Raw genomic sequence first — 22,922 nt, 5'->3', positions numbered from 1 at the left:
TATAGAAGCTTTTCACCTGATGTCGATTCTGTTAGACTAAGGATTAATGATTTTACGGAAGGAAGTACGCGAATGACGAAGTTAGCTATTCAAGAGATGTTGAAGCAGCGCATATTAATTCTCGATGGCGCGATGGGAACGATGATTCAGCAGCGTAATTTGACGGATGCCGATTTCGGCGGGGAAGATCTGGATGGCTGCAACGAAATGCTGGTCTTGACGAGACCGGATGTCATACGCGACATTCACGAGGAATATTTGGCCGCAGGGGCCGACATTATTGAAACCAATACGTTCGGAGCGACTAGCGTCGTTCTGGCGGAATATAACATATCGGATAAAGCGCGCGAAATAAACCTTGCCGCGGCTGCGATTGCCAAAGAGGCGGCGGACAAGTACGCTACGCCCGAGCATCCGAGATACGTGGCAGGCGCATTAGGGCCGACGACGAAAACGCTCTCCGTTACGGGAGGCGTTACATTCGATGAGCTGATCGAGAGCTATTACGAGCAAGCGGTTGCGCTTATTGAAGGCGGCGTAGACGTACTGCTTCTGGAGACCTCTCAAGATACGCTGAACGTGAAGGCCGGCAGCATAGGCATTCGCAAGTCGTTCGAGACGACGGGCATCGAGCTTCCGATCATGATCTCGGGTACGATCGAGCCGATGGGAACGACGCTGGCCGGGCAAAATATCGAGTCCTTCTATATCTCGCTCGAGCACTTGAATCCGATTTCCATGGGTTTGAACTGTGCGACAGGACCCGAATTCATGCGCGATCATATTCGCTCATTGTCCTCGATCTCGCGGGCAGCTATCAGCTGTTATCCGAATGCCGGATTGCCGGACGAGAATGGGCACTACCATGAATCGCCGGAATCGCTGGCCCGCAAGATGGCGGCGTTCGCAGAGCAGGGCTGGCTCAACATTGCCGGCGGATGCTGCGGAACGACGCCGGAACACATTCGCGTTATGGCGGAGACACTAGCCGATTATGCGCCGCGTACCCAGATGGGCGACCATCCGCCCGCAGTATCCGGTATCGAGACGGTGTATATCGAAGAAGACAATCGTCCGATTATGATTGGCGAACGGACGAACATTTCCGGTTCCAGAAAGTTCAAGCGGCTGATCAAGGAAGGGAAGTTCGACGAAGCTTCCGAAATCGCCCGCGCGCAGGTGAAGGGCGGCGCGCATATTATCGATATTAACCTGCAGGATACGGATATCGACGAAGATTATGCGGTCAGGGAGTTTCTGCCGCAGGTTGTGAAGAAGATCAAAGTGCCGCTTATGCTTGATTCCACCTACGACGAAATCATCGAGCTGGGACTGAAATATTCCCAAGGCAAAGCGATCATCAATTCGATTAACCTGGAGGACGGGGAGACCAAGTTCGAGAAGATTCTACCGCTCATCCATCGTTATGGGGCATCTGTCGTCTGTATTCTGATTGATGAGAGAGGCCAGGCCGTATCGCGTGAAGCCAAGCTGGAAGTAGCGGAGAGATCCTATGAACTGCTTGTGAATAAATACGGCATGAACCCGGAAGATATTATTTTCGATCCGAACATGTTCCCGGTCGGCTCAGGCGATCCGCAATATATCGGTTCTGCCGTCGAAACCATCGAAGGGATCCGCATGATCAAGGAGAAGTTTCCGAAGGCCAAGACAATACTCGGTCTTAGCAATATTTCGTTCGGACTCCCGGATGCGGGGCGCGAAGTGCTGAACTCGGTTTATTTGTACCACTGTACGAAAGCCGGCCTCGATTATGCTATTGTGAATACGGAGAAGCTGGAGCGTTATGCTTCGATTTCGGAAGAAGACCGGCGTCTAGCCGAAGATCTGATCTATAATACGAATGACGACACGCTCGCCGCGTTCGTGGCGGCTTTCCGCGATAAGAAGGTGGCCAAGAAGGAGAAAGCGTCGAATTTAACGCTTGAGGAACGCCTCGCATCCTACGTCGTCGAAGGAACGAAGGAAGGGCTAATTCCCGATCTCGATTTGGCCTTGGCGAAATACAGTGCACTGGAAGTTATTAACGGGCCGCTGATGGCGGGGATGGAAGAGGTAGGCCGTTTATTCAACAATAACGAGTTGATCGTAGCGGAGGTGCTGCAGAGCGCCGAGGTTATGAAAGCCTCCGTCTCGTATCTGGAACCGTTTATGGAGAAGAACGAGTCGTCCGTGAAAGGGAAGATCATTCTGGCTACCGTTAAAGGCGATGTCCATGACATCGGCAAAAACCTGGTCGAGATCATTCTCTCCAACAACGGCTACAAGATCATTAACCTTGGCATCAAAGTTCCGCCAGAGCAGTTGATTGAAGCTTACCGGAAAGAGAAAGCCGATGCGATCGGTTTGTCCGGATTGCTTGTGAAATCAGCACAGCAGATGGTCTTGACCGCTCAAGATATGCGCGCGGCTGGCATCGATGCGCCGATCATGGTCGGAGGGGCCGCGTTGACCCGCAAATTCGCGAATAATAGAATTAGTCCGGAATACGATGGGCTTGTCTTATATGCGAAGGATGCGATGGACGGGCTGGATATCGCCAACAAGCTGATGGACCCGGCACACCGCCGCGTCTATGAAGAAGAGCAGGCCGCGATCAAAGCGGCGGCTGCCGCCGTCGTGGAAGATAACCAGCAGGCAGCGAAGGTGCAGAGCACGGTTCGTTCGAAGGTATCGACCGATGCGCCTGTCTACCAGCCGCCGGATTTGGAACGTCACGTGCTTCGTAACGTCCCTATTCCGCATATCGTCCCTTATATAAACATGCAGATGCTGCTTGGCTCTCATCTCGGCTTGAAGGGACGTGTGGACCAGCTGTTGAAGGAAGGGAACGAGAAGGCGCTGCAGATGAAAGAAATGGTGGACGGCATCATCCAAGAAGCTTCCACTGACGGAATTATACGGGCACATGGCATGTACCGGTTCTTCCCGGCGCAGTCTTCAGGCAATGATGTCATCATCTACGATCCGCAGCAGCCGGGCCGCGAAATCAAACGTTTCACGTTCCCGCGCCAGCAGGTTGATCCATTCCTCTGCCTGAGCGATTATTTGAAACCGGTCGAGAGCGGAGTCATGGACTACGTTGGGTTCCTCGTGGTTACGGCAGGCGAAGGCATTCGCGAGCTGGCTGAAGAATGGAAGGAGAAAGGCGACTATCTGCGCTGTCATGCCTTGCAATCCGTCGCACTTGAAGTTGCGGAAGGTCTTGCCGAACGTGTCCATCATATGATGCGCGACACGTGGGGTTACCCGGATCCGGACGATATGACGATGAAGCAGCGGCTTCAAGCGCGCTACCAAGGCGTACGGGTCTCGTTCGGCTATCCCGCATGTCCGAACCTCGAGGATCAGGAGCCGTTATTCGAGCTTATGAAGCCTGAGGATATCGGCGTTGAATTGACGGAAGGGTTCATGATGGAGCCAGAAGCATCCGTTTCTGCAATGGTGTTCTCCCATCCTGAAGCGCATTACTTCAACGTGGAGAAAGCGGAAAGACCGGAGAGAACGTAACACAGGTTTCCTAATTGCCCCTTTCTCCATGCATACGAAACGCTCACATTGCATACCCTCCAAAACGCGGGATTCATTTTGCGTCTTGGAGGGTATTGCTATACAGAAACAGGAGGTGGAAAGTAACGATGCATATACAATTTCTCGGAACGAGCGCCGGCAGACCGACAAAGTCTCGTAACGTTACCTCGGCTGCATTCGTTCATTCCGAGCCATCGAACGGCTTCTGGCTGTTCGACGCAGGCGAAGGCACCCAGCAGCAGATGTTCGGAACCAAGCTTAAGCTGAATAAGCTGGATAAAATATTCATTTCGCATTTGCATGGCGATCATATATACGGCTTGCCGGGGCTGCTGAGCAGCCGGTCTTATTTTGACGGGGCCGGTCCGCTTGTCATGTATGGTCCTCCAGGGCTCCGAGCGTTCATAGACGGCGTTTTTCTTCATAGCGGAACCTATTTGGAGTACGAGCTGACGATTACGGAGATCGGACCGGGCGTCATCATGGACGACGGCCAATACAAAGTGACGGCGAACGAATTGGTTCACAGGCTTCCCAGCTATGGCTACCGGATAGAAGAGTCCGAGCAGAGCGGGCATCTTGATCTGGAGCAATTAAGGCGAAGAGGAGTTGAGCCGGGACCTGAATATGGAAAATTGAAGCGTGGCGAGAACGTAATATTGCCAAGCGGAGAGCTGATCCGTTCGACGGATGTGGTGGGGCCGCCAATACCGGGTCGCATCGTTACGATTCTGGGCGATACCTGTCCATGCGACAATGCGGTTGAGCTGGCGAAGAATGCCGATTTGCTTGTCCACGAAGCGACATTCGAGTCCGGTATGGAAGAAAAAGCGCTGGCTTACGGCCACTCAACGGTACGTCAAGCGGCGCAAATTGCGGCAAAAGCCGGTGCCAAGCAGCTTGCCCTGACCCATTTCAGCTCCAGATACGACGATGAAGCGGTCGCGGAGCTGATTGCGGACGGTCAGCAGCTGTTTCCGAATATGCTGGCGGCTTACGATTATTTGGAGGTGCCCGTCCCTAGGACGTCCGTATAACGGCAAGAAGCGGTATTGTATCATCCCGCTTGGACTGCAGCGAAATGATTTCTTGAAGCTCCATGATTTTTCCGATCGGGCTCATCGTTTCGTTGGGCTCGACGGACTCCAGCTGCTGCAGCAGCTTCGCGCGGCCAGGCTCGGAGACGAGAAAGGTGAAAGGACTTCCCGCAGCTTCTTTCTCCGTATATCCATACAACTATTCCGCCCCCAACCCAAAGCTTTATTCCCTTTATGATTAACGACATTAATCGCATCAATATAAGAATGCATAACCGCGCTTAACTTCTTCATCTAGCCGATCAGTAGAGACCTCATGATGGTCTCTATGTCTCATCAGGAAGTACTAGCTACGGTAAGCGGTGCCGAAGAGAAATAGGAAGGAGACGAAGATGGCGAGAGTTGGTGCGTTCAGCAGCCGGTAACGACATATTGCGGCATTCGAAGTAGTTTATTTGACACGTTTTTGCGAGTCCTCTATGCGACCTGAAAACCTTTTTCCAGCTTCCTCCTTAACGATTGTGGCTCTTCTTGCATTGCGGACCGAACATGCATTCTGTACAATAGAGATAGTATATGATTAGCGAGGGGAGTACGAGAGATGAACCGGTGGACGGGTAAAACATCCGGTTTGGACGAGTGGCTGCAGCTTGTTCGGCAGCAACCGGAAATTATGGAGAATGTCACGCATTGGCATACTATACCGCCCCGGGCGGCCCGTACGGCTGCCATGTCGGCCGATATTCATCCGAAGCTGGCGGATGCGCTGGCAAGCCGGGGCATTCGGGAGCTGTTCGTTCATCAAGCCGAAGCTTATGAGGCTGTCCGCAGCGGCAAGCATGTCGTTACGGTAACGCCGACGGCGTCCGGGAAGACGTTATGCTATAACCTGCCGGTGCTTCAGTCGCTGCTCGAGAATGACAGCGGCAGGGCGCTGTATCTATTTCCGACGAAGGCGCTGGCACAGGATCAGGTGGCTGAGCTGCAGGAGCTTGCGGCCGCGATGGACGTCGATCTCAAGAGCCATACATACGATGGCGACACGCCGCCTACCGTGCGGCAGGTGATCCGCAATGCGGGACATATCGTCGTTACGAATCCGGACATGCTTCATTCGGCGATTCTGCCGCATCACACGAAATGGGTCAAGCTGTTCGAGAACATCAAATATATCGTGATCGATGAAGTGCATTCCTACCGCGGCGTATTCGGCAGCCATGTCGCGAATGTAATTCGGAGATTGAAGCGGATATGCCGATTCTACGGATCGAATCCTCAATTTATATGTGCTTCGGCGACGATTGACAATCCCCGCGAGCATGCGGAGCGGTTGATCGGCGAGCAGGTTGCGCTCATCGACAATAACGGAGCGCCGGTAGGAGAGAAGCATTTTGTCTGTTATAATCCCCCGGTTGTGAATAAGCAGCTCGGCATCCGCCGCAGCAGCGTGCTGGAATCCCGCAAGCTGGCCGCTAATTTGCTTCGGCAGGGCGTGCAGACGATCGTATTTGCCCGCAGCCGCGTAAGAGTTGAGCTGCTTCTCACTTATTTGCAGGAGCTTGTCAAGGACGAGCTGGGGCCGAAGACGATCCGAGGCTATCGGGGCGGCTATTTGCCGCAGCTGCGCCGTGAGATCGAACGGGGACTGCGGAGCGGCGAGATCCGCGGCGTCGTGAGCACGAATGCGCTTGAGCTCGGCATTGACATCGGTCAATTGCAAGCCTGCGTGATGAACGGCTACCCGGGTACAATCGCCAGCACGTGGCAGCAATCGGGGCGTGCCGGCCGGAGGCAGGGAACCTCCGTAACGTTCCTCGTCGCCAGCAGCAACCCGTTGGACCAATATATGATCCAGAATCCGGACTTTTTCTTTAACCGTCCTCCCGAGCGCGCGCTTATTCATCCGGACAATCTGCTTATTCTCATCGACCACGTAAAGTGCGCCGCTTACGAGCTGCCCTTCGAGGCTGGCGATAAATTCGGCGGGGAACCGCTTGAGGATATGCTGGAGTTTCTGGTGGAGGAGCAGGTGCTTCACCATGTTAAGGACCGCTGGTATTGGATGGAGCAGTCCTTCCCGGCGCATGGCATCTCGCTGCGCTCCGCCGCGCAGGAGAATTTCATCATTATCGATATGACGAACGGCAGCCGGGTTCTTGGCGAGGTAGACCGGTTCAGCGCGCCTACGCTCATTCACGAGGAAGCGATCTATATTCATGAGGGCGTGCAGTATCAAGTAGAGAAGCTTGATCACCCGGAGAAGAAAGCATATGTGCGCGAAGTGAGTGTCGACTATTATACCGATGCCAATCTGGCGGTAGAGCTGAAGGTGCTGCATGTCGACAAGGAGCAGCAATGCGGCGAGCTGCTGCGGCAGTATGGAGAAGTGACGGTTAACGCGAAGGCGACAATCTTCAAGAAAATCCGTCTTCGCACCCATGAGAATATCGGATCCGGTCCGATTTATTTGCCGGAGGAGGAGCTGCACACGAGCGGATATTGGTTCTCGTTCAGCGAGGAGGCTGCGGCTCGGAAGAGCACGAACGATATGCAGCAGGCACTTCTCGGACTGGCCAACGTGCTTGTCCACATCGCGCCGCTCTATCTGATGTGCGATCCGCTAGATATTCGCGTTGTTCCTCAGGTCAAGGCCGTCCACACGAAGCTGCCGACGATTTATTTCTACGACCGCTATCCGGGCGGGATTGGCCTAAGCGAGCGATTGTTCGATGTGCATGAAGAGCTACTGAATCAAGCCAAATCACTCATCCGGAGCTGTACGTGCATAAGCGGATGTCCGGCATGCGTAGGTCCGATTGAGGAGGTCGGCTTGCTCGGGAAGTCGCTCGCTCTCGATCTGATCGAACAGACGGAGGTGCCTTCATGAGCAGTTTGCGCGATCGAATGAAGCGTCTGCGGGGCAATTCCACGGCGGAACCGGCCGAAACCGCAGTATCTGCTGGTGCGGAGGAACCTGGTGAAATCGTTGAACGAGCGGCACTTGATGAGGGATTTAATGAGGAACTTGATAAGGAACTTGATGAGGAACTCGATGAGAGACTTGATAACAGCCAACAGCTGTCCCCCGAATGGTTTGAGCTTGGCGTGAGGATCATGGCGACGGACGAAGGCGATTTTCTGCTTCGCGAGACGCGCTATCCGCTCGATTACAGACATGGCGTTCATGGTCTGGACGAGCTTCGCGAAGCCGTAGCTGGACTGTCGGCTTTCCAGACGGGAGCATCTCCGAAACCAAGAAACCGTTCCGCGCAAACGGCAGCGGCAGTAAGCGCCGAACAAGTCTCACGGCAGGACGTTCATCCTGAACGCATCCTATTCCTCGATCTTGAGACAACCGGACTGGGCGTGGGTGCCGGGAACGTGCCGTTCATGGTTGGTCTTGGCTATATGACGAGAGGCGCATTCGTCGTGGAGCAGATGCTGATCCGGCATCCGGCGGAAGAAAGGGCAATGCTGGCATACTTATGCGACAAACTAACTTCCTACACGCATCTGGCTACATATAACGGCAGAACCTTCGATTGGCCGGTGCTGCACAACCGGTTCATCCTGAACGGATTCCGCCAATTCAAATGGGAGCCGATCCATATCGATTTGCTTCATCCGTCGCGAAGCGTATGGCGCAATACGTTGGTTTCCTGCAAGCTTAGCCATGTGGAGGAGGAGCGGCTGGGTATAACGCGCGAAGACGATGTTCCAGGCTCTCTGGCACCGGCAATCTATTTTCAATTCCTGGCCGATGGCAATCCCCGCCCGCTGCACGGCGTGTTCCGTCATAACGAGATCGATATGGTGTCGCTGGCATGCCTTGCCATCCGGTTTGGTCATCTTCTCAGCGATGGGCTTGGAAGCCGGGTTCCGCATCCTGAAGGAGTGGAAGAACTTCTGCGCACGGGACTATGGCTGGAGAAGATGAAGGGCGCGAGCTGCGCGGAGCCGTTGTTCGAACGGTTGATAAACGATGACCAAGCCCCGCCGTCTGTATATCTAGCGCTTGCCGAAAGAGACAAGAAATGTGGCAATTGGCCGCGTGCTGTGTTATTGTGGCAGAAGGTTGTGTATGCGGCGGAGATGGCCGCCTGGCCCGGTTGGGGGGCCCATATCGAGCTCGCCATGTACCATGAACATAAGACGAAGCAGTTCGATTCGGCGCTATCGCTCGCCGAGGAGGCACTTGCCCTCGCGTTAAGGCGCTATTCCGGCTTACGGCTCGACGCGAAGCGGCGTGCCGAGGTGGAGGGACTGCGCAAGAGAATCGACCGGCTTCGGACGAAAATAGGGAGGCTTTCCGGTTGAAACCAGTACGTTTTGCCATTCTTGGCTTCGGCAATATTGCCAAAACTCATATGACAGCGCTTCGTGCGCTGCCTATTATAAAGAAAACGCCAGTCATTCCTGTATTGGATACGCTTGTAACGAGACATCCCGATATTCACGCCGCGCAAGCGGAAGCAATCGGATTCCGCCGCGTAACGTCTTCTGCGCAGGAAGCAGCGGCTGACGGTCTCGTCGATATCTTCGATATCTGCACGCCGAATGCGAATCACTATGCTGACGTAACCGAAGCGCTTCGAGGAAGCAAGGCGATTTATTGCGAGAAGCCGGTTACGGAATCCTATGGGAAGTCGCGCGAATTGGTACATACCTTGAATGACAAGGGCAGCGGAACATTAGAGCAGCTAGCCTTCACATTTCGATATCACCCTGCCGTTATGCGGATCAAGAAATGGCTGGAGGAAGGCATTATCGGTGATGTCCTGCAATGCAAGGTGTCCTACCGCCGTTCCGGCTACCTGAATCCGGAGCGCCCGATCAGCTGGCGCCTTCAGAGCGGCATGTCGGGCGGAGGAGCGATCAGCGATCTTGGCGTTCATGTCCTGGATCTGATCCGCCATTGGTTCGGCGAGCTGGTGGACGTACGCGGGAGAACGAATGCTTATGTGAAGCAGCGCCCGGATGCAAGCGGAGCATTGATCGATATCGATGTCGACGATTGGGCAATCATGCATTATACGACGACATCCGATGTCAGCGGTATTGTTGAGGTATCCCGGATCGCATTGGGGTCCGATGCTTACGATGTTCAAATCGTCGGCACGCGCGGTTCGATCACATGCGATCTGGAGAGCCAGCTGATGCCGAGCGTGCATGTATTAAAAGGCGGCGTCCCGGCACTGCCCGTTCCCGAATCATTGGCGCTTCTGCCGGACGATAAGACAACGATGGGCATCGCCGTCGACACTCATTGCGCGGCGTTGAATCATTTCCTATGGCGCTACGCCGGTGAAGACCGCTGGCCGGGCCTCGCCCCATCTATGGCGGATGGCGTATCGGTCGAATATTGGATCGATCGGGTCCTTCAGGAGAACAAAGGGTGGACGTCATGAGTCCCGCGGAGAAGCCAAGCGGGCTTCTAATCGATCTGGACGGTACCTTATACCATGGCAATATCATGATCGAGGGAGCCGATTCATTGATCAGCATGCTCAGGCAGCGCGAGATCCGTTACTTGTTCGTCACGAACAATTCATCGGCGACGCCTGAAACCGTTGCGAATCGTCTTCGCGAGATGGGGATACCGGCTGAGGCCGACGATGTCTGCACCTCCTCGCAAGCAGCGGCGGCTTACATCGCCCAGGAGATGAATGAAGCCCGCGTATTCCCGGTCGGCGAAGCCGGGCTTCTCGATGCCTTGAGCAAAGCGGGTCTTCCTATTGTAGAAGACGAACCGGATATCGTCGTTCAAGGCATCGACCGTCAGCTGACGTACGAGCGGATCGCCGCCGCCGTCAGGCATATACGCAGCGGGGCACGATACATATTGACGAACCCGGATGTGCTTCTGCCATCCGATACGGGGCTTATCCCCGGAGCCGGTTCAATCTCGGCTATTCTTCAGAAGGCCTCAGGTATTAGTCCGACTGTGATAGGCAAACCTTCGGCAATATTGATGAACTACGCATTGGAGCGTCTCGGACGGAAGGCCGAAGACGTGTGGGTTATCGGCGATAATCCCGCGACAGATATAGCCGCCGCCCAAGCGAGCGGCTGCCGTTCGGTGCTTGTGCTGACCGGCCTGGCTACCGAAGCCAATTATAAGGATCTGCTTCAGCAAGCAGGCTGCTCCGCAGATGAGATTATTACGGATTTGCATCAGCTTATTCGTTGGTTCGGCTAGTCCGGATGACAAGCCTTGTGAAAAGACAATATATAGAGAATGCTACTGTATAACAAGCCGACCGTGACCGTATGCGGCCAGTCCGCCGAGGTTGAGCTTGTCGGGAAGGGTGAGGATCCCATGCCGGAATGGCCGGAAATGGAATATTATCGCAATCAATTGGCAGCACGAATTGCCGGTCAGCCGATCGTCGGCGTTCAGGTGACAAGGCCGAAATCCATCAATGTCTCGTCTGAACAATTTGAAGCGGAGCTGCTTAACAGAACGGTGTGGTTCGTTGAACGCCGCGGAAAGATGCTCGTCTTTCATCTCGACAGCGGCAAGAGGCTGGTGCTCCATCTGATGCTTGGGGGCCTTATTCAATTCGCCGCGGCGGATGAACCTACGGAGCGTACCGTCCAAGTCGCGATCCGGTTCCCTGCCGGCGAGCTGCGCTTTATCGGCCTGCGCCTGGGCTACATTCATCTGCTGACTGCAAAGGAAACCGAAGCGCAGCTGGGCAAGCTGGGGCCAGATCCGTTCGATAAACGACTGACTTTGGAGCGATTTACGCAGCGCTTTGCAGGCAAGAGAGGGACGCTAAAGTCCACCTTGGTCGACCAGCATGTGATTTCCGGAATCGGAAACTGCTATGCGGACGAAATTGCCTTTACTGCAGGCGTGCGTCCGGATGCTAAGGTAACGGAGATGGAGCCGCAGACGTGGGAACGGTTATACGCAGCGATGCATGAAGTGCTGACCGATGCCTTGAATCATGGCGGATATATGGAGATGCCGCTGACGGCAAACGATACGTTGATTGGCGGCTATAATGAACGCTGCCGCGTCTATGACCGGGGCGGAGAAAGCTGCTTGGTATGCGGAACGACTATCGTTCAGGGTGAAATCGGTTCGCGAAAAATGTTCTACTGTCCAACTTGTCAAAAGGAGCGTTAAACCTCATGCGGACCGGCTGCCATGTATCGACCCGAGGGGGATATCTTGAAGCGGCTAAACGAGCTGCTCATATAGGCGCAGAAGCGTTCCAATACTTCCCGAAAAATCCGCGCAGTCTCGCCATGAAAGCAATCGACAGATCGGATGCCGGAAGATGCGCGGATTATTGCAGCCAGCATGGGATCGTTTCGATCGCGCATTCGCCTTATCCAACGAACGTCGCAGCCGAGGATCCGCAGCATCGCGAGCGTACGGCTGAATCGTTATTGAACGATTTGGCCATTGCCGAAGCATGCGGGTCACTTGGCGTCGTCGTTCATTTTGGCGTGTACAAGGGCATAGATCCGCTGGAAGGATATCGTAATGCGGTCATTACGTTGAGCGCAGTTACTTCGCAATGGAACGGTAAGGCGAAGCTTCTCATTGAGAATCAGGCCGGCGAGCATACGTTCATGGGAACGACGATGGAAGAGCTGGCGCAAATACGCAGTCTATGCCGTGATTCGTATAAGATCGGCTTTTGCCTGGACACCTGTCATCTCATGGCAAGCGGAATATGGGATGGGAATCCTGACGGCGCTTGGCTGAATACGGCTGTCCGGTTGAACGTGTTGGAGCATATCGAGGCCATCCATCTGAATGACTCCGTATATCCATCTGGTGCGAAGCGAGATCGGCATGCGGTTATCGGAGAAGGACATATTGGCGAAGCTGGATTCAGATGGCTGCTGCAGCATCCGCTGCTTCGCTCTGTGCCGTTCATACTGGAGACGCCCGCAGGGGAAGACGGAACGCATAAGGCGCAGCTCGAGCTCGTCCGGAATTGGGGAGACGCTAACCGATGAATGTATACTTGGATGATCATAGAATTTGTCCCAAAGGGTTCGTACTTGCCAAGAATGCGGAGGAATGTATCGCATTATTAAAGCATGCGGAAGTGGAGACGCTCTCTCTCGATTATGATTTGGGCTGGGGTCAACCGACCGCATTGGAAGTCGTGCATTATATCGTAGAGAGCAAACGGTTTCCCAAAGAAATCTACCTTCATACATCAAGCCCGTCAGGACGAATGCAGATGTACCAGCTGCTAGCCAGACATGCCCCTATGGAAGTTATGCTTCATAACGGACCGATGCCTATTTGATATTACATCGAATTGCAGGGGTGCTGACTATTGGAATGATGGGGAATATGCACAGATTTGGGGGAATGGCAATGATTCATTTACAACATATTATTTTGAAGCGCGATGAACGGGAGATATTGAATGGAATCGACCTGGAGATCAAGGAAGGCGAGCATTGGGTTATCCTGGGGCGTAACGGATCGGGTAAAACATCGTTGCTCGAAATGATGACCGGCTATATGTTTCCCTCTTCCGGAACGATCGATGTGCTTGGCAATCGCTTTGGCGAATGCGATGTGCGCGAAGTCCGCAAAGAAATCGGCTACATTAGCCAATCGATCATCGAGAAATTGACGCTATACGATCCTGTCTGGGAAGTCGTTGCAACCGGGGAATATGCATTCTTGCGGTTTTATCAGGATATCGACGAGCAGGTTCGCCTGAAAGCCCTTCGCCTTATCGACGAAGTCGGTCTCGGGCATACGGCGGAGCAATCCTTGGGTTCTCTCTCACAAGGGGAACGAAAGAAGGTTCTGCTGGCGAGGGCGCTGATGAGCGATCCGAAGCTCCTCGTTATGGACGAGCCTTGCGCCGGACTCGACCTTCATGAGCGGGAGAAGCTGCTTGTTGACCTGGGCAGGTTAAGAGATCGCGGTATTACGGTCGTGTATGTAACGCATCACTTGGAAGAGATCATTCCGCTCTTTACGCACGTTGCGCTGCTTCATGAGGGGCGCTTGGCAGCGGCAGGACCGAAGCGGGACGTATTGACAAGCGAGATACTGAGCGGGGTTTACGACTGGCCGGTAGAAGTCGAATGGTCGTATGACCGGCCATGGATAAGAGCGGCAGCAGTAGGAGGAGGACAAGCTTGACGCAGTGGATCTGTACGGCTAACCATGGCTTTGCCACCTATGCGATGGAAGAGCTTCGAAGACAGTTTGAAGGGGTTAAGATCACGCAGCTGAAAGCCGGCGAAATCTTCATGATCGATCTTCCGCTCAGCCGTCAGGAAGTGCTTGATCGTATTCAAACGAATGAGCCGATCTTTCTCCGCCATATTCAGTCGGTGGAGCGCGTTCTGCCGATCCGCGGCAATGCGGACGATTTGCAAGCGCTTGGCGAGCTGGTCCGTTCTTCGCGTCTCCGGTGCGAGAACAAGGCAATCGCTGTACATCTGCGCCGCGGTGACGGGAGTCCGTTCCCTTATTCCGCAGCGGATACGAAGGCGGTTCTCGATGCGATATTGATCGAGACCGGCTGCGAGCCTGTCGTGCAATCGCCAGAGATGATCTTGTCGATATTCGCTGGCAAGGAAGAGCTGTTTGTCGGCATGGGTACGCCGGAAGAGCAGCTGTCCGATTGGCCGGGCGGGGCCATCCGGTTCCAACGCGAGGAAGGTCAGATATCTCGGGCAAAGTTCAAGCTGCTGGAAGCGGAGCGGGCGTTCAAGCTGCACTTTGCCGATTTCCGCGATGCGCTCGATATCGGTGCGGCTCCTGGAGGCTGGACGCATCTGCTGCTGGAGCGGGGATTGTATGTAACGGCCGTTGACCCGGCCAATTTACATCCAAGCCTAGCCAAGCATCCAAGGCTAACGTATTGGAAGAAGAACGCATCGGAAGTTCATTTGCAGCCGGGTTCCTTCAATCTTCTTGTATGCGATATGAGCTGGAGCCCGATGCAAATGTGCAAGCTTATTCTCGATCTGCACGAAGCGCTGCAGGGCGGCGGTACAGCGATCGTCACTGTCAAGCTTATGCATAAGAAGCCGCTGCAGACAATCCGCGACGTGATGGCCAAGCTGGAGACCGTCTTCACGGTAAAAAAAGCGAAGCAGCTGTTTCATAACCGGGAAGAGATCACGTTGTACTTGGAGAAGAAAGCTTATTTGTAAGCACGTGAATAATTGGATAACGGGAAAGCATCCCGATCCTGCAAGCCTCAGGCTTGCCGGTTCGGGATGCTTTTTTTATAACCCATAGGAGGCGTTAGCTTGAATCAGGAACAAACGGGTCGATATGTCATGGGAGACGCTGTCGGCGGCGGGCGCTACCGTATCGTCGGAATGCTCGGCAAGGGCGGAATGGGAGAGGTTTATGCGGCTGAAGACAGCAGGCTGCAGGGTAAGCTGCGCGCCTTGAAGGTTAACCGGCCGCCTTCGGAGGACGGCTTGTTTCATGCGGAAGAAGCTGTCATGCTGATGAGGCTGAACCATCCGAATTTGCCGCTTATCGTCGATTATTACCCCCCTGATGAACTTGGGGCGGAGATACTCGTTATGGACTATATTGACGGTGTGACCTTGCAGGCACACTTAGAGATTCACCACGGAAAAGTGGCACTCATGGAGATCATCCGGACAGGCCTGCAGTTATGTCAAGCGTTAATCTATTTACATAGCCAATACCCGCCGATTATCCACCGGGATCTGAAGCCGACCAATGTTATGATTGATCGAAGCGGTCACGTCCGTCTCATCGACTTCGGTATCGCTAGACGATACAAGGCTGACGCCGGCCAAGATACGGTTCAGCTGGGGACGCCCGGCTTCGCCGCTCCCGAGCAGGAGGGGGCAGGACAGAGCGATGCCCGCACCGACATATTCGGCCTTGGCGCGCTGATCTATTATTTGCTTAGCGGCGGACATCCGCCAGCTTCGTATTCCGCTTCTATTGCTCAGCTCCCTTCCTCGGTTCCGGAGCCGCTTCTTACTGTAATTGGACGGATGCTGGAGCGCCATCCTCGGCTGCGCTATTCGTCCATGCAGGAGGCGAGCGAAGCGCTGCAAGCGTGTCTGGATTCCCTTTTCACACACCCGATAGCCCGGCAATCAGACGCACCTTGGAATCAAGAGGGGCTGGGAAATGAGAGAACGAATCGCAGAATGGCTCAAATAAAGCCTGATCGTCGTCAGCAATCGGCTGACAGGCGGTCGGATAATAAGCCGCTTCATATTGCCGTTGCATCTCTTGCGCCCTGCAGCGGCGGCACATTCGTGGCGATAACGCTTGCAAAGCTGCTCGGTCTTCGCGGAGTAGAGTGTGCCGCATTCGAACATCCGTCTCTATCCCCGGAGTGGCATGCGCTGCTTGATTGCAGTCGTTCGAGGAAGCATGCCGCTCATTCCGGCGATTCTGTCCCGGACCCGAGATATATCCGATACGGAGACGCTCACGTATCGTGGCATGTGCTTCAACCCGAACAAGCGGACGCGCTGGCGGACGAATCGATCAAATACCGGCTTATGGTTGAAGCCTACCCGAACCACGCGAAGGTAACGGACGTTTCATCTCATTGGAAGACGGAGGCCTCGCTGGAAACATTCCTGTTATCTGCAGACGTTGTGCTTTTTGTCGCGGATCCTCATGCTTATAAATGGTCCGCTGCCCGTCTGGCCGCAGCGGAGCGGATACGTTTCGAGCGGTCTGCAGCTGGCTTGCCGACATGGTGGCTGGCTAACAAAGATATGAGGTTCCAGGGACGGGCCGAATGGCTATCGCTGCTTCCGGCTCAGCCAATCGCTGCGATCCCGCAGCTACCGATGGAAGAGTGGCTCCAGCTGCTCTGGCAAGGGAAGTGGATGACCTCGGACAGGAAGCTGTTAGCCGTGATGGAGAAGGCGTTTCAGCCTTTGCTTCGCAAGCTTTTTGAATGAAGTTGACACAAGTGAGGAATACCTGTGATACAATGGAACGCGAGCGACTTAAAAACGCGATTTACAATGAATTAGATAGAGAAATGGAGCAGCATACATGAGCTTACTGACAGTAGAAGATTTAAACCATAATTTTGGCGACCGCACGTTGTTTAAGAATGTTTCCTTCCGCCTTCTTGCAGGCGAGCATGTCGGCTTGGTCGGTGCCAATGGCGCCGGGAAATCGACCTTGATGAATATTTTGACCGGCAAGCAGCTGAAGGATGACGGCAAAGTCGAATGGACGCCGAAGGTCCGTTACGGATACTTGGATCAGCACACGAAGCTCGTTTCCGGGAAGACGATCCGCGATGTGCTCAAGGATGCTTTTCTCCCGCTGCTGGAGCTGGAGACGGAGCTGGGCGATATTTCCATGCAGATGGCGGATGCCAATCCGGACGAGCTTGAAGAGCTGCTTGTTCGTATGGGCGAAATTCAAGAAGCGCTGGAGATCGGCGATTTTTATCTAATCGATGTGAAGGTTGAAGAAATGGCTAACGGGCTTGGCCTGAATGCAATCGGACTTGACCGCGACGTATCCGCGTTGAGCGGGGGCCAGCGGACGAAAGTATTGCTTGCGAAGCTGCTGCTTGAGAAGCCGACCGTCTTATTGCTGGATGAACCTACGAACTATTTGGATGAAGAGCATATCACATGGCTGACGAACTACTTGAAGAACTATCCGTATGCATTCATGCTGATCTCCCACGACACCGGATTTATGAACGAGGTTGTTAATGTCATTTATCATCTCGAATTTGCCAAGCTGACGCGTTATTCCGCTAATTACGAGAAATTTCTGCAGATGGCGGATATCAACAAGAATCAGCATATTGACGCTTATGAGAAGCAGCAGGAATTTATTAAGAAGCAAGAGGATTTCATTCAACGGAACAAAGCGCGGTACTCCACAAGCGGACGCGCGAAGAGCCGCGAGAAGCAGCTGGAGCGGATCGAGCGGATCGATCGTCCTGAAGAAGCGATGAAGCCGACATTCGGCTTCAAAGAGGCTCGCACAAGCGGCAAGACGGTGTTTGAAGCGAATGGGCTCTCCATCGGGTATAACCGCCCGCTGCTGCCGGCCATGGACATGCTGATCGAGCGAGGAGACAAAATCGCGATCGTCGGATGCAATGGCGTCGGCAAATCAACGCTGCTCAAGACGATTCTCGGCCTGATTCAACCGCTGGACGGCAAGGTTTACCGCGGCGATTATCTGCACCCGGCTTATTTCGAGCAAGAGGTGAAGGCTCCGACACTCACGCCGCTGGACGATGTATGGAACGAGTTCTCGAACATGAACCAGCATGAGGTGCGTGCGGCGCTTGCCCGATGCGGATTGAAGAACGATCATATTACCCGGGCGCTGAACCAGCTTAGCGGCGGCGAACAGGCGAAAGTGCGTCTGTGCAAATTGATGCTCCGCGAGAGCAACTGGATCGCCTTCGACGAACCGACCAACCATCTGGACGTCGTTGCGAAGGCCGAGCTGAAGCGTGCTCTGCAAGCTTTTAAAGGCACGATCATTCTCGTATCCCATGAACCGGATTTCTATGAAGACTGGGTAACGAAGGTATGGGATGTGGAAGCTTGGTCGCTGCAAAGCATCCAATAAGGAGTATGCAGCTACCGCCGTACTGCGGGAGAATTGCTTAGGATGTTTCGTATGTTCAACCTCTCTGCCTAGCTGATCATAGGAGACAGGATGATCATGGATCGTACGGAATTCGTTTCATAGCCGCTATCGGCAAAGTAGGACCAGAACACATACATGCAGCATGGTCGGCGGTCACCGCTGTTTCTCATGCTGCTTGTTGCGCTTTTCATACTTGATTAGAAATGACCCTCGACCGGGCTTCACATGCTGCCAATCCCGGCCGTGGAGATAGGAAGCGAAGGAATGGGCAGAATAACGATTGGCGACGGTACGTCATGATTTGGGGTATGCTTGAAAACAAATGGGCTCTTCATTATGATAGTGAAGAACCTGTTAAGAGCCTGGAGAGAGAAGTGGTGGTGGACAACCAGATGAAAGAACGCATATTAGTCATCGAAGACGAAGATAGCATCGCCCGAATTCTGCAGCTGGAGCTTGAACATGAAGGCTATTCCGTGGGAAGAGCGGCTGATGGCCGCACCGGTCTGGAGCAAGCCGGCTCCGGTGAGTGGGACCTGGTTCTGCTGGACGTCATGCTCCCGGAGTTAAACGGTGTAGAGGTGCTGCGCAGACTGCGTCAGGCAGGAAATCCGATTCCGATCATTCTGCTGACGGCCAGAGATACGATTCCCGATAAGGTTAGCGGATTCGAGCATGGAGCTAATGATTATATAACCAAGCCTTTTGCAATGGAAGAACTGCTCGCGCGGGTGCGTAATTTGATCCGCATCTTCGGACAGCAGCCGCGGGAAGCCGAGAGCCCCGATATAATCAAGGCAGCCGATTTATCAATTGAATTAAGAACGCGTAAAGTGTTTCGTAAAGAGCTGCCTATCGAATTAACGCCGCGTGAATTCGAGCTTCTGGTCTACCTGGCCGAGCACAAGAACGAGGAGAAGTCGCGTGAGGATATATTATCCGAGGTATGGGGCTATGATTTTATTGGCGAGACCAACCTCGTCGATGTTTACATCCGTTACTTGCGTCAGAAGATTGATAAGGGGTACCGGCACAAGCTGATTCATACGGTTCGCGGGGTCGGTTATATGTTAAAGGAGCCTGATGCATGACACTGCGCAGGAGATTTACTTTTTTTACAATATTTTGGTTAATTTTCATCCTTATTTTGTTCAACATTTTCGTCTATTTATTCGTTATAAAGATAACGATGCGCAGCGAAGAACAGCTGTTGACGAATAAAGTGAATATTTTGCTTGAGGATCCGCGGATTGACCAGCCGACAGGGCTGGCCGATCCAGATTTGCTGACGGATTACTACAATGTGAATGAATTGATCCGTGTCGTCACGCCGGATGGCAGGACGGTCAATGAGCAAGGCTCCGACCCGGAGCTGCTCGCGTTCAAGACGGAATTCAGCAGCGAGTTTGAGACAGGCATGCTGTATGTCGAAGGCCGCCGGGTAATATACATGGAGGTTCCGCTCTATAATAACGGCAGGATTATCGGCAAATTGGAGCTGTACCGAAAGTTAACCCTGCTCGACAGCTATTTGCAGGTGCTTGTTATCGCGCTGACGGTCACGAGCGTAGGGGCGATTCTGTTCGCGATACTCGGAACCTACTGGTTTACGTCCAGACTGACCTCGCCTATTCAGCATATGGTACAGACGATGCGCGAGATTGACCGGAGCGGCAAGCTCCGAAAGATTGAAATAAGCGGGAAGGACCAGTCTGCCGAGCTGGAACAGCTGGCTCGCGCGTTCAACCAGATGATCGACCGGCTGGACCGTACGTTTGCGCGGCAGAAGCAGTTCGTAGCCGATGCCTCCCATGAGCTGAAAACACCGCTGACCGTCATATCCAGCTATGCCAATATGCTAAGCCGCTGGGGCAGAGACGATGTCAATGTAAGGGATGAAGCGATCGAGGCCATCAGTAAAGAATCGAAACGTCTGCAGAACTTGACCAAATCCATGCTCATGCTTGCGGAAGCGGAGCAGGAGGACTGGCTGAAGCTGGAGACATTCGATCTGGTGCAGCTCGCTGATGAGACGGCAGACATGCTTCACGCGACGTTCCAGCGGATGATTCGGGTACATACGCCGAAGACGGACGTAAAGCTCAGCGGCGACAAGGACAAGATCCGGCAGCTGCTTGTCATTCTTCTCGACAATGCGATCAAATACAGCAAAGATCCGATCGACATCACAATCAGCGTAACGAAAGGCAATGTCCGTCTATCCGTTTCGGATAAGGGAGTCGGCATACCCGAGAACGATATGCCGCATCTGTTCGAGCGGTTCTTCCGGGTAGACGGGGCAAGAAGCAGAACGACCGGGGGAGTTGGCTTAGGTCTCTCTATTGCCAAACGAATCGTAGATTTGCACAACGGACAAATCGATGTGTTCAGCAAACCGGATCAAGGAACGACGATCTCAATCGTTCTTCCCCAAAAAAATAGAAGCTGATTCCACGGCTCGTCGTATCGCGGTCAATATAACCGGACTGCGATACGACAGAGCTGAAGAATCAGCTTTATGGTCATTTATTCTATGATGAATAAGGACTAGGAGACGCGGCGTGCTGTAATGTAGTGAGAGCTCCAGTGCTTGGAATTCAGTTGCGAGAATTTAACTCCGCCTTCGCCATACGTGTGGAGAATCTTGTTGTTCCCTACGTAAATCGCAACATGAGCGACGCCTTTGCCCGAGCCTACGCTGAAGAAGACAAGGTCGCCTTTCTTCAGATTGGAACGCGAGACGTAGGATCCAACCTTGGATTGCTGCTTCGAGGTACGTGGCAGATAAATTCCGACTTTCTTATAGACATATTGGGTGAACGAGGAGCAATCGAATGCGCTCGTAATTCCGCTCTTAGCACCGAAGCGATAAGGAACGCCCAAGTAATTGTCGCCAATGCTGACGATCTTGTTTGCTTGAGAAGCTGTAGCGGCTTCTGCTGTAGAAGCTTGTCCAATCGCGAGCGAAGTGAATCCGATCATGGTAGCTAAGGATACGGCAACCAATTTACGAATAATGGTGTTGTTCTTTTTCATGTTGTTAAATTCCCCTCCATATGTTCTGGTCATTGGTTCGAGATACACTATAACAGATTACAAACGCCCTAATGATTACCAAAGAGAACAATAAAAGAGCGATATCAAGGCTTGTATCCGCTTTATTAAAAAACGATGAGAAATTTCTAATCAGGAGTGAGCAGGAATTGAATTTACGTGTAGCAGCTGTCCAATATAAACTGGAAGACATCGGCGCGTTCGCGGAGTTCGCCGAACAAGTCACGCATTACATAAGGAATGCTTCGGAATACGGGGCGAAGTTCGTGCTCTTCCCGGAATTTATGACAACGCAGCTTCTATCGATCGGAGACGAGCTGGGGAAGCCGCTTTCGATTGACCGGCTATCTTCTTTTACAGAGGATTACTTGAAGCTGTTCACAGCGCTTGCGGCGGAGTATGGCATGCATATTATCGGCGGGACGCACGTGATTGAGGATGGGAAAGGCAAACGCCGCAATGTCGCGCATTTGTTCTATCCGGACGGAAGAGTGGAAACCCAGGCGAAGCTGCATATGACACCGACGGAGAAGGAAGAATGGGATATGGCTCCCGGTGAATCGCTGAACGTATTTGATACTGAGTTCGGAACGATTGCGATGCTGACCTGCTACGATATCGAATTTCCGGAGATCGTCCGGATGGCAAGAGCGAAAGGGGCCGATATCATCTTCTGTCCGTCCTGCACGGATGATCGCCACGGTTTCTACCGCGTCCGCTATTGCTGTCATGCCAGGGCTGTCGAGAATCAGGTGTATATCGTAACGACGGGGACAGTAGGTTCTTTGCGAAAGGTTGACTTTATGCGTGCCAACTACGGGCAAGCCGCCGTCATCTCGCCTAATGATATTCCATTCCCTCCCGCAGGCATCATGGCTGAGGGCGTTATTAACGATGACATGCTCGTCGTTGCCGATTTGAACGTAGAGCTGCTCGCCGACGTAAGAGCGGCTGGATCGGTCACCACCTGGAGAGATCGCCGCACGGATTTGTATCCTGATTGGGAGTCGTAGGACGATGCGCAAACAGATGTTTGTTTATGGTTCGGGGAAGCCGGTTCGTGTGACGATACGGAATTACTCGCGGGAAGACACGGAGGGGATGATTGCGATCCAGAGGGAGAGCTTTCCGCCCCCGTTTCCTTCCGAGCTCTGGTGGAATGAAGAACAGCTTCATGAGCATGTGAGCCGCTTTCCCGAAGGAGCGCTTTGTGCCGAGGCGGACGGGAAGCTGATCGGGTCCATGACCGCATTGCTTGTCGATGGTGAAGCTGCCAACGGAGCTCATAGCTGGGAGCTGATTACCGACGGCGGATATATCCGAAACCACAACCCGGCCGGCGACACGCTTTATGTCGTCGATTTGTGCGTCATTCCCGAATATCGACAATACGGGATTGGCAAATGGCTGATGCAATCGATGTATGAGGTCGTCGTCCATCTTCAATTAAAGCGATTGCTCGGCGGCGGACGAATGCCCGGGTATAAGCGGTATGCCGACCGTCTAACGGCGGAACAGTATCTGGAGGGAATCACTTCAGGCGAGCTGAAGGATCCCGTCCTCTCTTTCCTGTTGCGCTGCGGCCGGATGCCGGTTGGCGTTGCCAAGCATTATCTTGAAGATGAAGATTCATGCCATTATGCTGCTTTAATGGAATGGAGAAATCCTTTTCACAACCATTAGAA

Annotated in this window: 19 protein-coding genes; 17 read left to right on the top strand and 2 right to left on the bottom strand. The window is 53.4% G+C overall.

Annotated elements, in window-relative coordinates; translation table 11 throughout:
• The first annotated feature begins 72 nt into the window (after positions 1-72).
• Positions 73-3,531, top strand: coding sequence for a methionine synthase (gene metH / locus L1F29_RS19740; RefSeq protein ID WP_258383771.1), 3,459 nt, complete (start codon positions 73-75; stop codon positions 3,529-3,531).
• Positions 3,532-3,659: 128 nt separating this feature from the next.
• Positions 3,660-4,589: a ribonuclease Z gene (rnz, locus tag L1F29_RS19735; RefSeq protein ID WP_258383770.1), complete on the top strand. Its 930-nt coding sequence runs from the start codon at positions 3,660-3,662 to the stop codon at positions 4,587-4,589.
• Here the strand turns inward: rnz and L1F29_RS19730 are convergent.
• Positions 4,573-4,788 carry a hypothetical protein gene (locus tag L1F29_RS19730; protein WP_258383769.1) on the bottom strand — a complete coding sequence of 72 codons (216 nt, stop codon included), beginning with the start codon at positions 4,786-4,788 and terminating at the stop codon, positions 4,573-4,575. The genes rnz and L1F29_RS19730 overlap by 17 nt on opposite strands.
• A 402-nt stretch (positions 4,789-5,190) precedes the next feature.
• On the opposite strand from L1F29_RS19730, the gene L1F29_RS19725 reads away from it, so the two are divergent.
• From L1F29_RS19725 to L1F29_RS19665, 13 genes are all read left to right on the top strand, one after another.
• Complete coding sequence (locus tag L1F29_RS19725) at positions 5,191-7,476, top strand: DEAD/DEAH box helicase (protein WP_309252316.1); 2,286 nt, start codon at positions 5,191-5,193, stop codon at positions 7,474-7,476.
• Positions 7,473-8,906, top strand: coding sequence for a ribonuclease H-like domain-containing protein (locus tag L1F29_RS19720; RefSeq protein ID WP_258383768.1), 1,434 nt, complete (start codon positions 7,473-7,475; stop codon positions 8,904-8,906). Before L1F29_RS19725 ends, L1F29_RS19720 begins: the two co-directional genes overlap by 4 nt.
• The gene (locus tag L1F29_RS19715; protein WP_258383767.1) at positions 8,903-9,997 is read left to right on the top strand and encodes a Gfo/Idh/MocA family protein; all 1,095 of its coding nucleotides are present in this window, start codon (positions 8,903-8,905) and stop codon (positions 9,995-9,997) included. The genes L1F29_RS19720 and L1F29_RS19715 overlap by 4 nt, the downstream gene beginning before the upstream one ends.
• The gene (gene nucF / locus L1F29_RS19710) at positions 9,994-10,788 is read left to right on the top strand and encodes a 5' nucleotidase NucF (RefSeq protein WP_258389741.1); all 795 of its coding nucleotides are present in this window, start codon (positions 9,994-9,996) and stop codon (positions 10,786-10,788) included. Before L1F29_RS19715 ends, nucF begins: the two co-directional genes overlap by 4 nt.
• Positions 10,789-10,908: 120 nt before the next feature.
• A complete protein-coding gene (locus tag L1F29_RS19705; protein WP_258389740.1) occupies positions 10,909-11,724 on the top strand; it encodes an Fpg/Nei family DNA glycosylase in 816 nt (271 codons plus the stop codon).
• Between the two features lie 5 nt (positions 11,725-11,729).
• A complete protein-coding gene (locus tag L1F29_RS19700) occupies positions 11,730-12,569 on the top strand; it encodes a deoxyribonuclease IV (RefSeq protein ID WP_258383766.1) in 840 nt (279 codons plus the stop codon).
• On the top strand, positions 12,566-12,868 hold the full coding sequence (locus L1F29_RS19695) for a cyclic-phosphate processing receiver domain-containing protein (protein WP_258383765.1): 303 nt from the start codon (positions 12,566-12,568) through the stop codon (positions 12,866-12,868). Before L1F29_RS19700 ends, L1F29_RS19695 begins: the two co-directional genes overlap by 4 nt.
• 71 nt (positions 12,869-12,939) lie before the next feature.
• Positions 12,940-13,725, top strand: a complete 786-nt coding sequence (locus tag L1F29_RS19690; RefSeq protein WP_258383764.1) for an ABC transporter ATP-binding protein — start codon at positions 12,940-12,942, stop codon at positions 13,723-13,725.
• Positions 13,722-14,747 carry an SAM-dependent methyltransferase gene (locus tag L1F29_RS19685; protein ID WP_258383763.1) on the top strand — a complete coding sequence of 342 codons (1,026 nt, stop codon included), beginning with the start codon at positions 13,722-13,724 and terminating at the stop codon, positions 14,745-14,747. Before L1F29_RS19690 ends, L1F29_RS19685 begins: the two co-directional genes overlap by 4 nt.
• Before the next feature lie 99 nt (positions 14,748-14,846).
• Positions 14,847-16,508: a serine/threonine protein kinase gene (locus L1F29_RS19680; protein ID WP_258383762.1), complete on the top strand. Its 1,662-nt coding sequence runs from the start codon at positions 14,847-14,849 to the stop codon at positions 16,506-16,508.
• A gap of 97 nt (positions 16,509-16,605) precedes the next feature.
• Positions 16,606-18,162, top strand: coding sequence for an ABC-F family ATP-binding cassette domain-containing protein (locus tag L1F29_RS19675; protein ID WP_258383761.1), 1,557 nt, complete (start codon positions 16,606-16,608; stop codon positions 18,160-18,162).
• 413 nt (positions 18,163-18,575) lie between these two features.
• Positions 18,576-19,274 carry a response regulator transcription factor gene (locus L1F29_RS19670; RefSeq protein ID WP_258389739.1) on the top strand — a complete coding sequence of 233 codons (699 nt, stop codon included), beginning with the start codon at positions 18,576-18,578 and terminating at the stop codon, positions 19,272-19,274.
• A complete protein-coding gene (locus L1F29_RS19665) occupies positions 19,271-20,632 on the top strand; it encodes a HAMP domain-containing sensor histidine kinase (RefSeq protein ID WP_258383760.1) in 1,362 nt (453 codons plus the stop codon). The genes L1F29_RS19670 and L1F29_RS19665 overlap by 4 nt, the downstream gene beginning before the upstream one ends.
• Positions 20,633-20,730: 98 nt before the next feature.
• On the opposite strand, the gene L1F29_RS19660 is transcribed toward L1F29_RS19665, so the two are convergent.
• A complete protein-coding gene (locus L1F29_RS19660; RefSeq protein ID WP_258383759.1) occupies positions 20,731-21,219 on the bottom strand; it encodes a C40 family peptidase in 489 nt (162 codons plus the stop codon).
• Positions 21,220-21,386: 167 nt separating this feature from the next.
• On the opposite strand from L1F29_RS19660, the gene L1F29_RS19655 reads away from it, so the two are divergent.
• Positions 21,387-22,250 carry a carbon-nitrogen hydrolase family protein gene (locus L1F29_RS19655; RefSeq protein ID WP_258383758.1) on the top strand — a complete coding sequence of 288 codons (864 nt, stop codon included), beginning with the start codon at positions 21,387-21,389 and terminating at the stop codon, positions 22,248-22,250.
• A 4-nt stretch (positions 22,251-22,254) separates the two neighbouring features.
• Positions 22,255-22,920 carry a GNAT family N-acetyltransferase gene (locus L1F29_RS19650; protein ID WP_258383757.1) on the top strand — a complete coding sequence of 222 codons (666 nt, stop codon included), beginning with the start codon at positions 22,255-22,257 and terminating at the stop codon, positions 22,918-22,920.
• Positions 22,921-22,922: the final 2 nt, after the last annotated feature.

Source organism: Paenibacillus spongiae, assembly GCF_024734895.1.
GTDB classification, from domain to species: domain Bacteria; phylum Bacillota; class Bacilli; order Paenibacillales; family Paenibacillaceae; genus Paenibacillus_Z; species Paenibacillus_Z spongiae.
The sequence above is the reverse complement of the archived record's forward strand: the minus strand, read 5'-3'. Positions and strand labels throughout refer to the sequence as shown.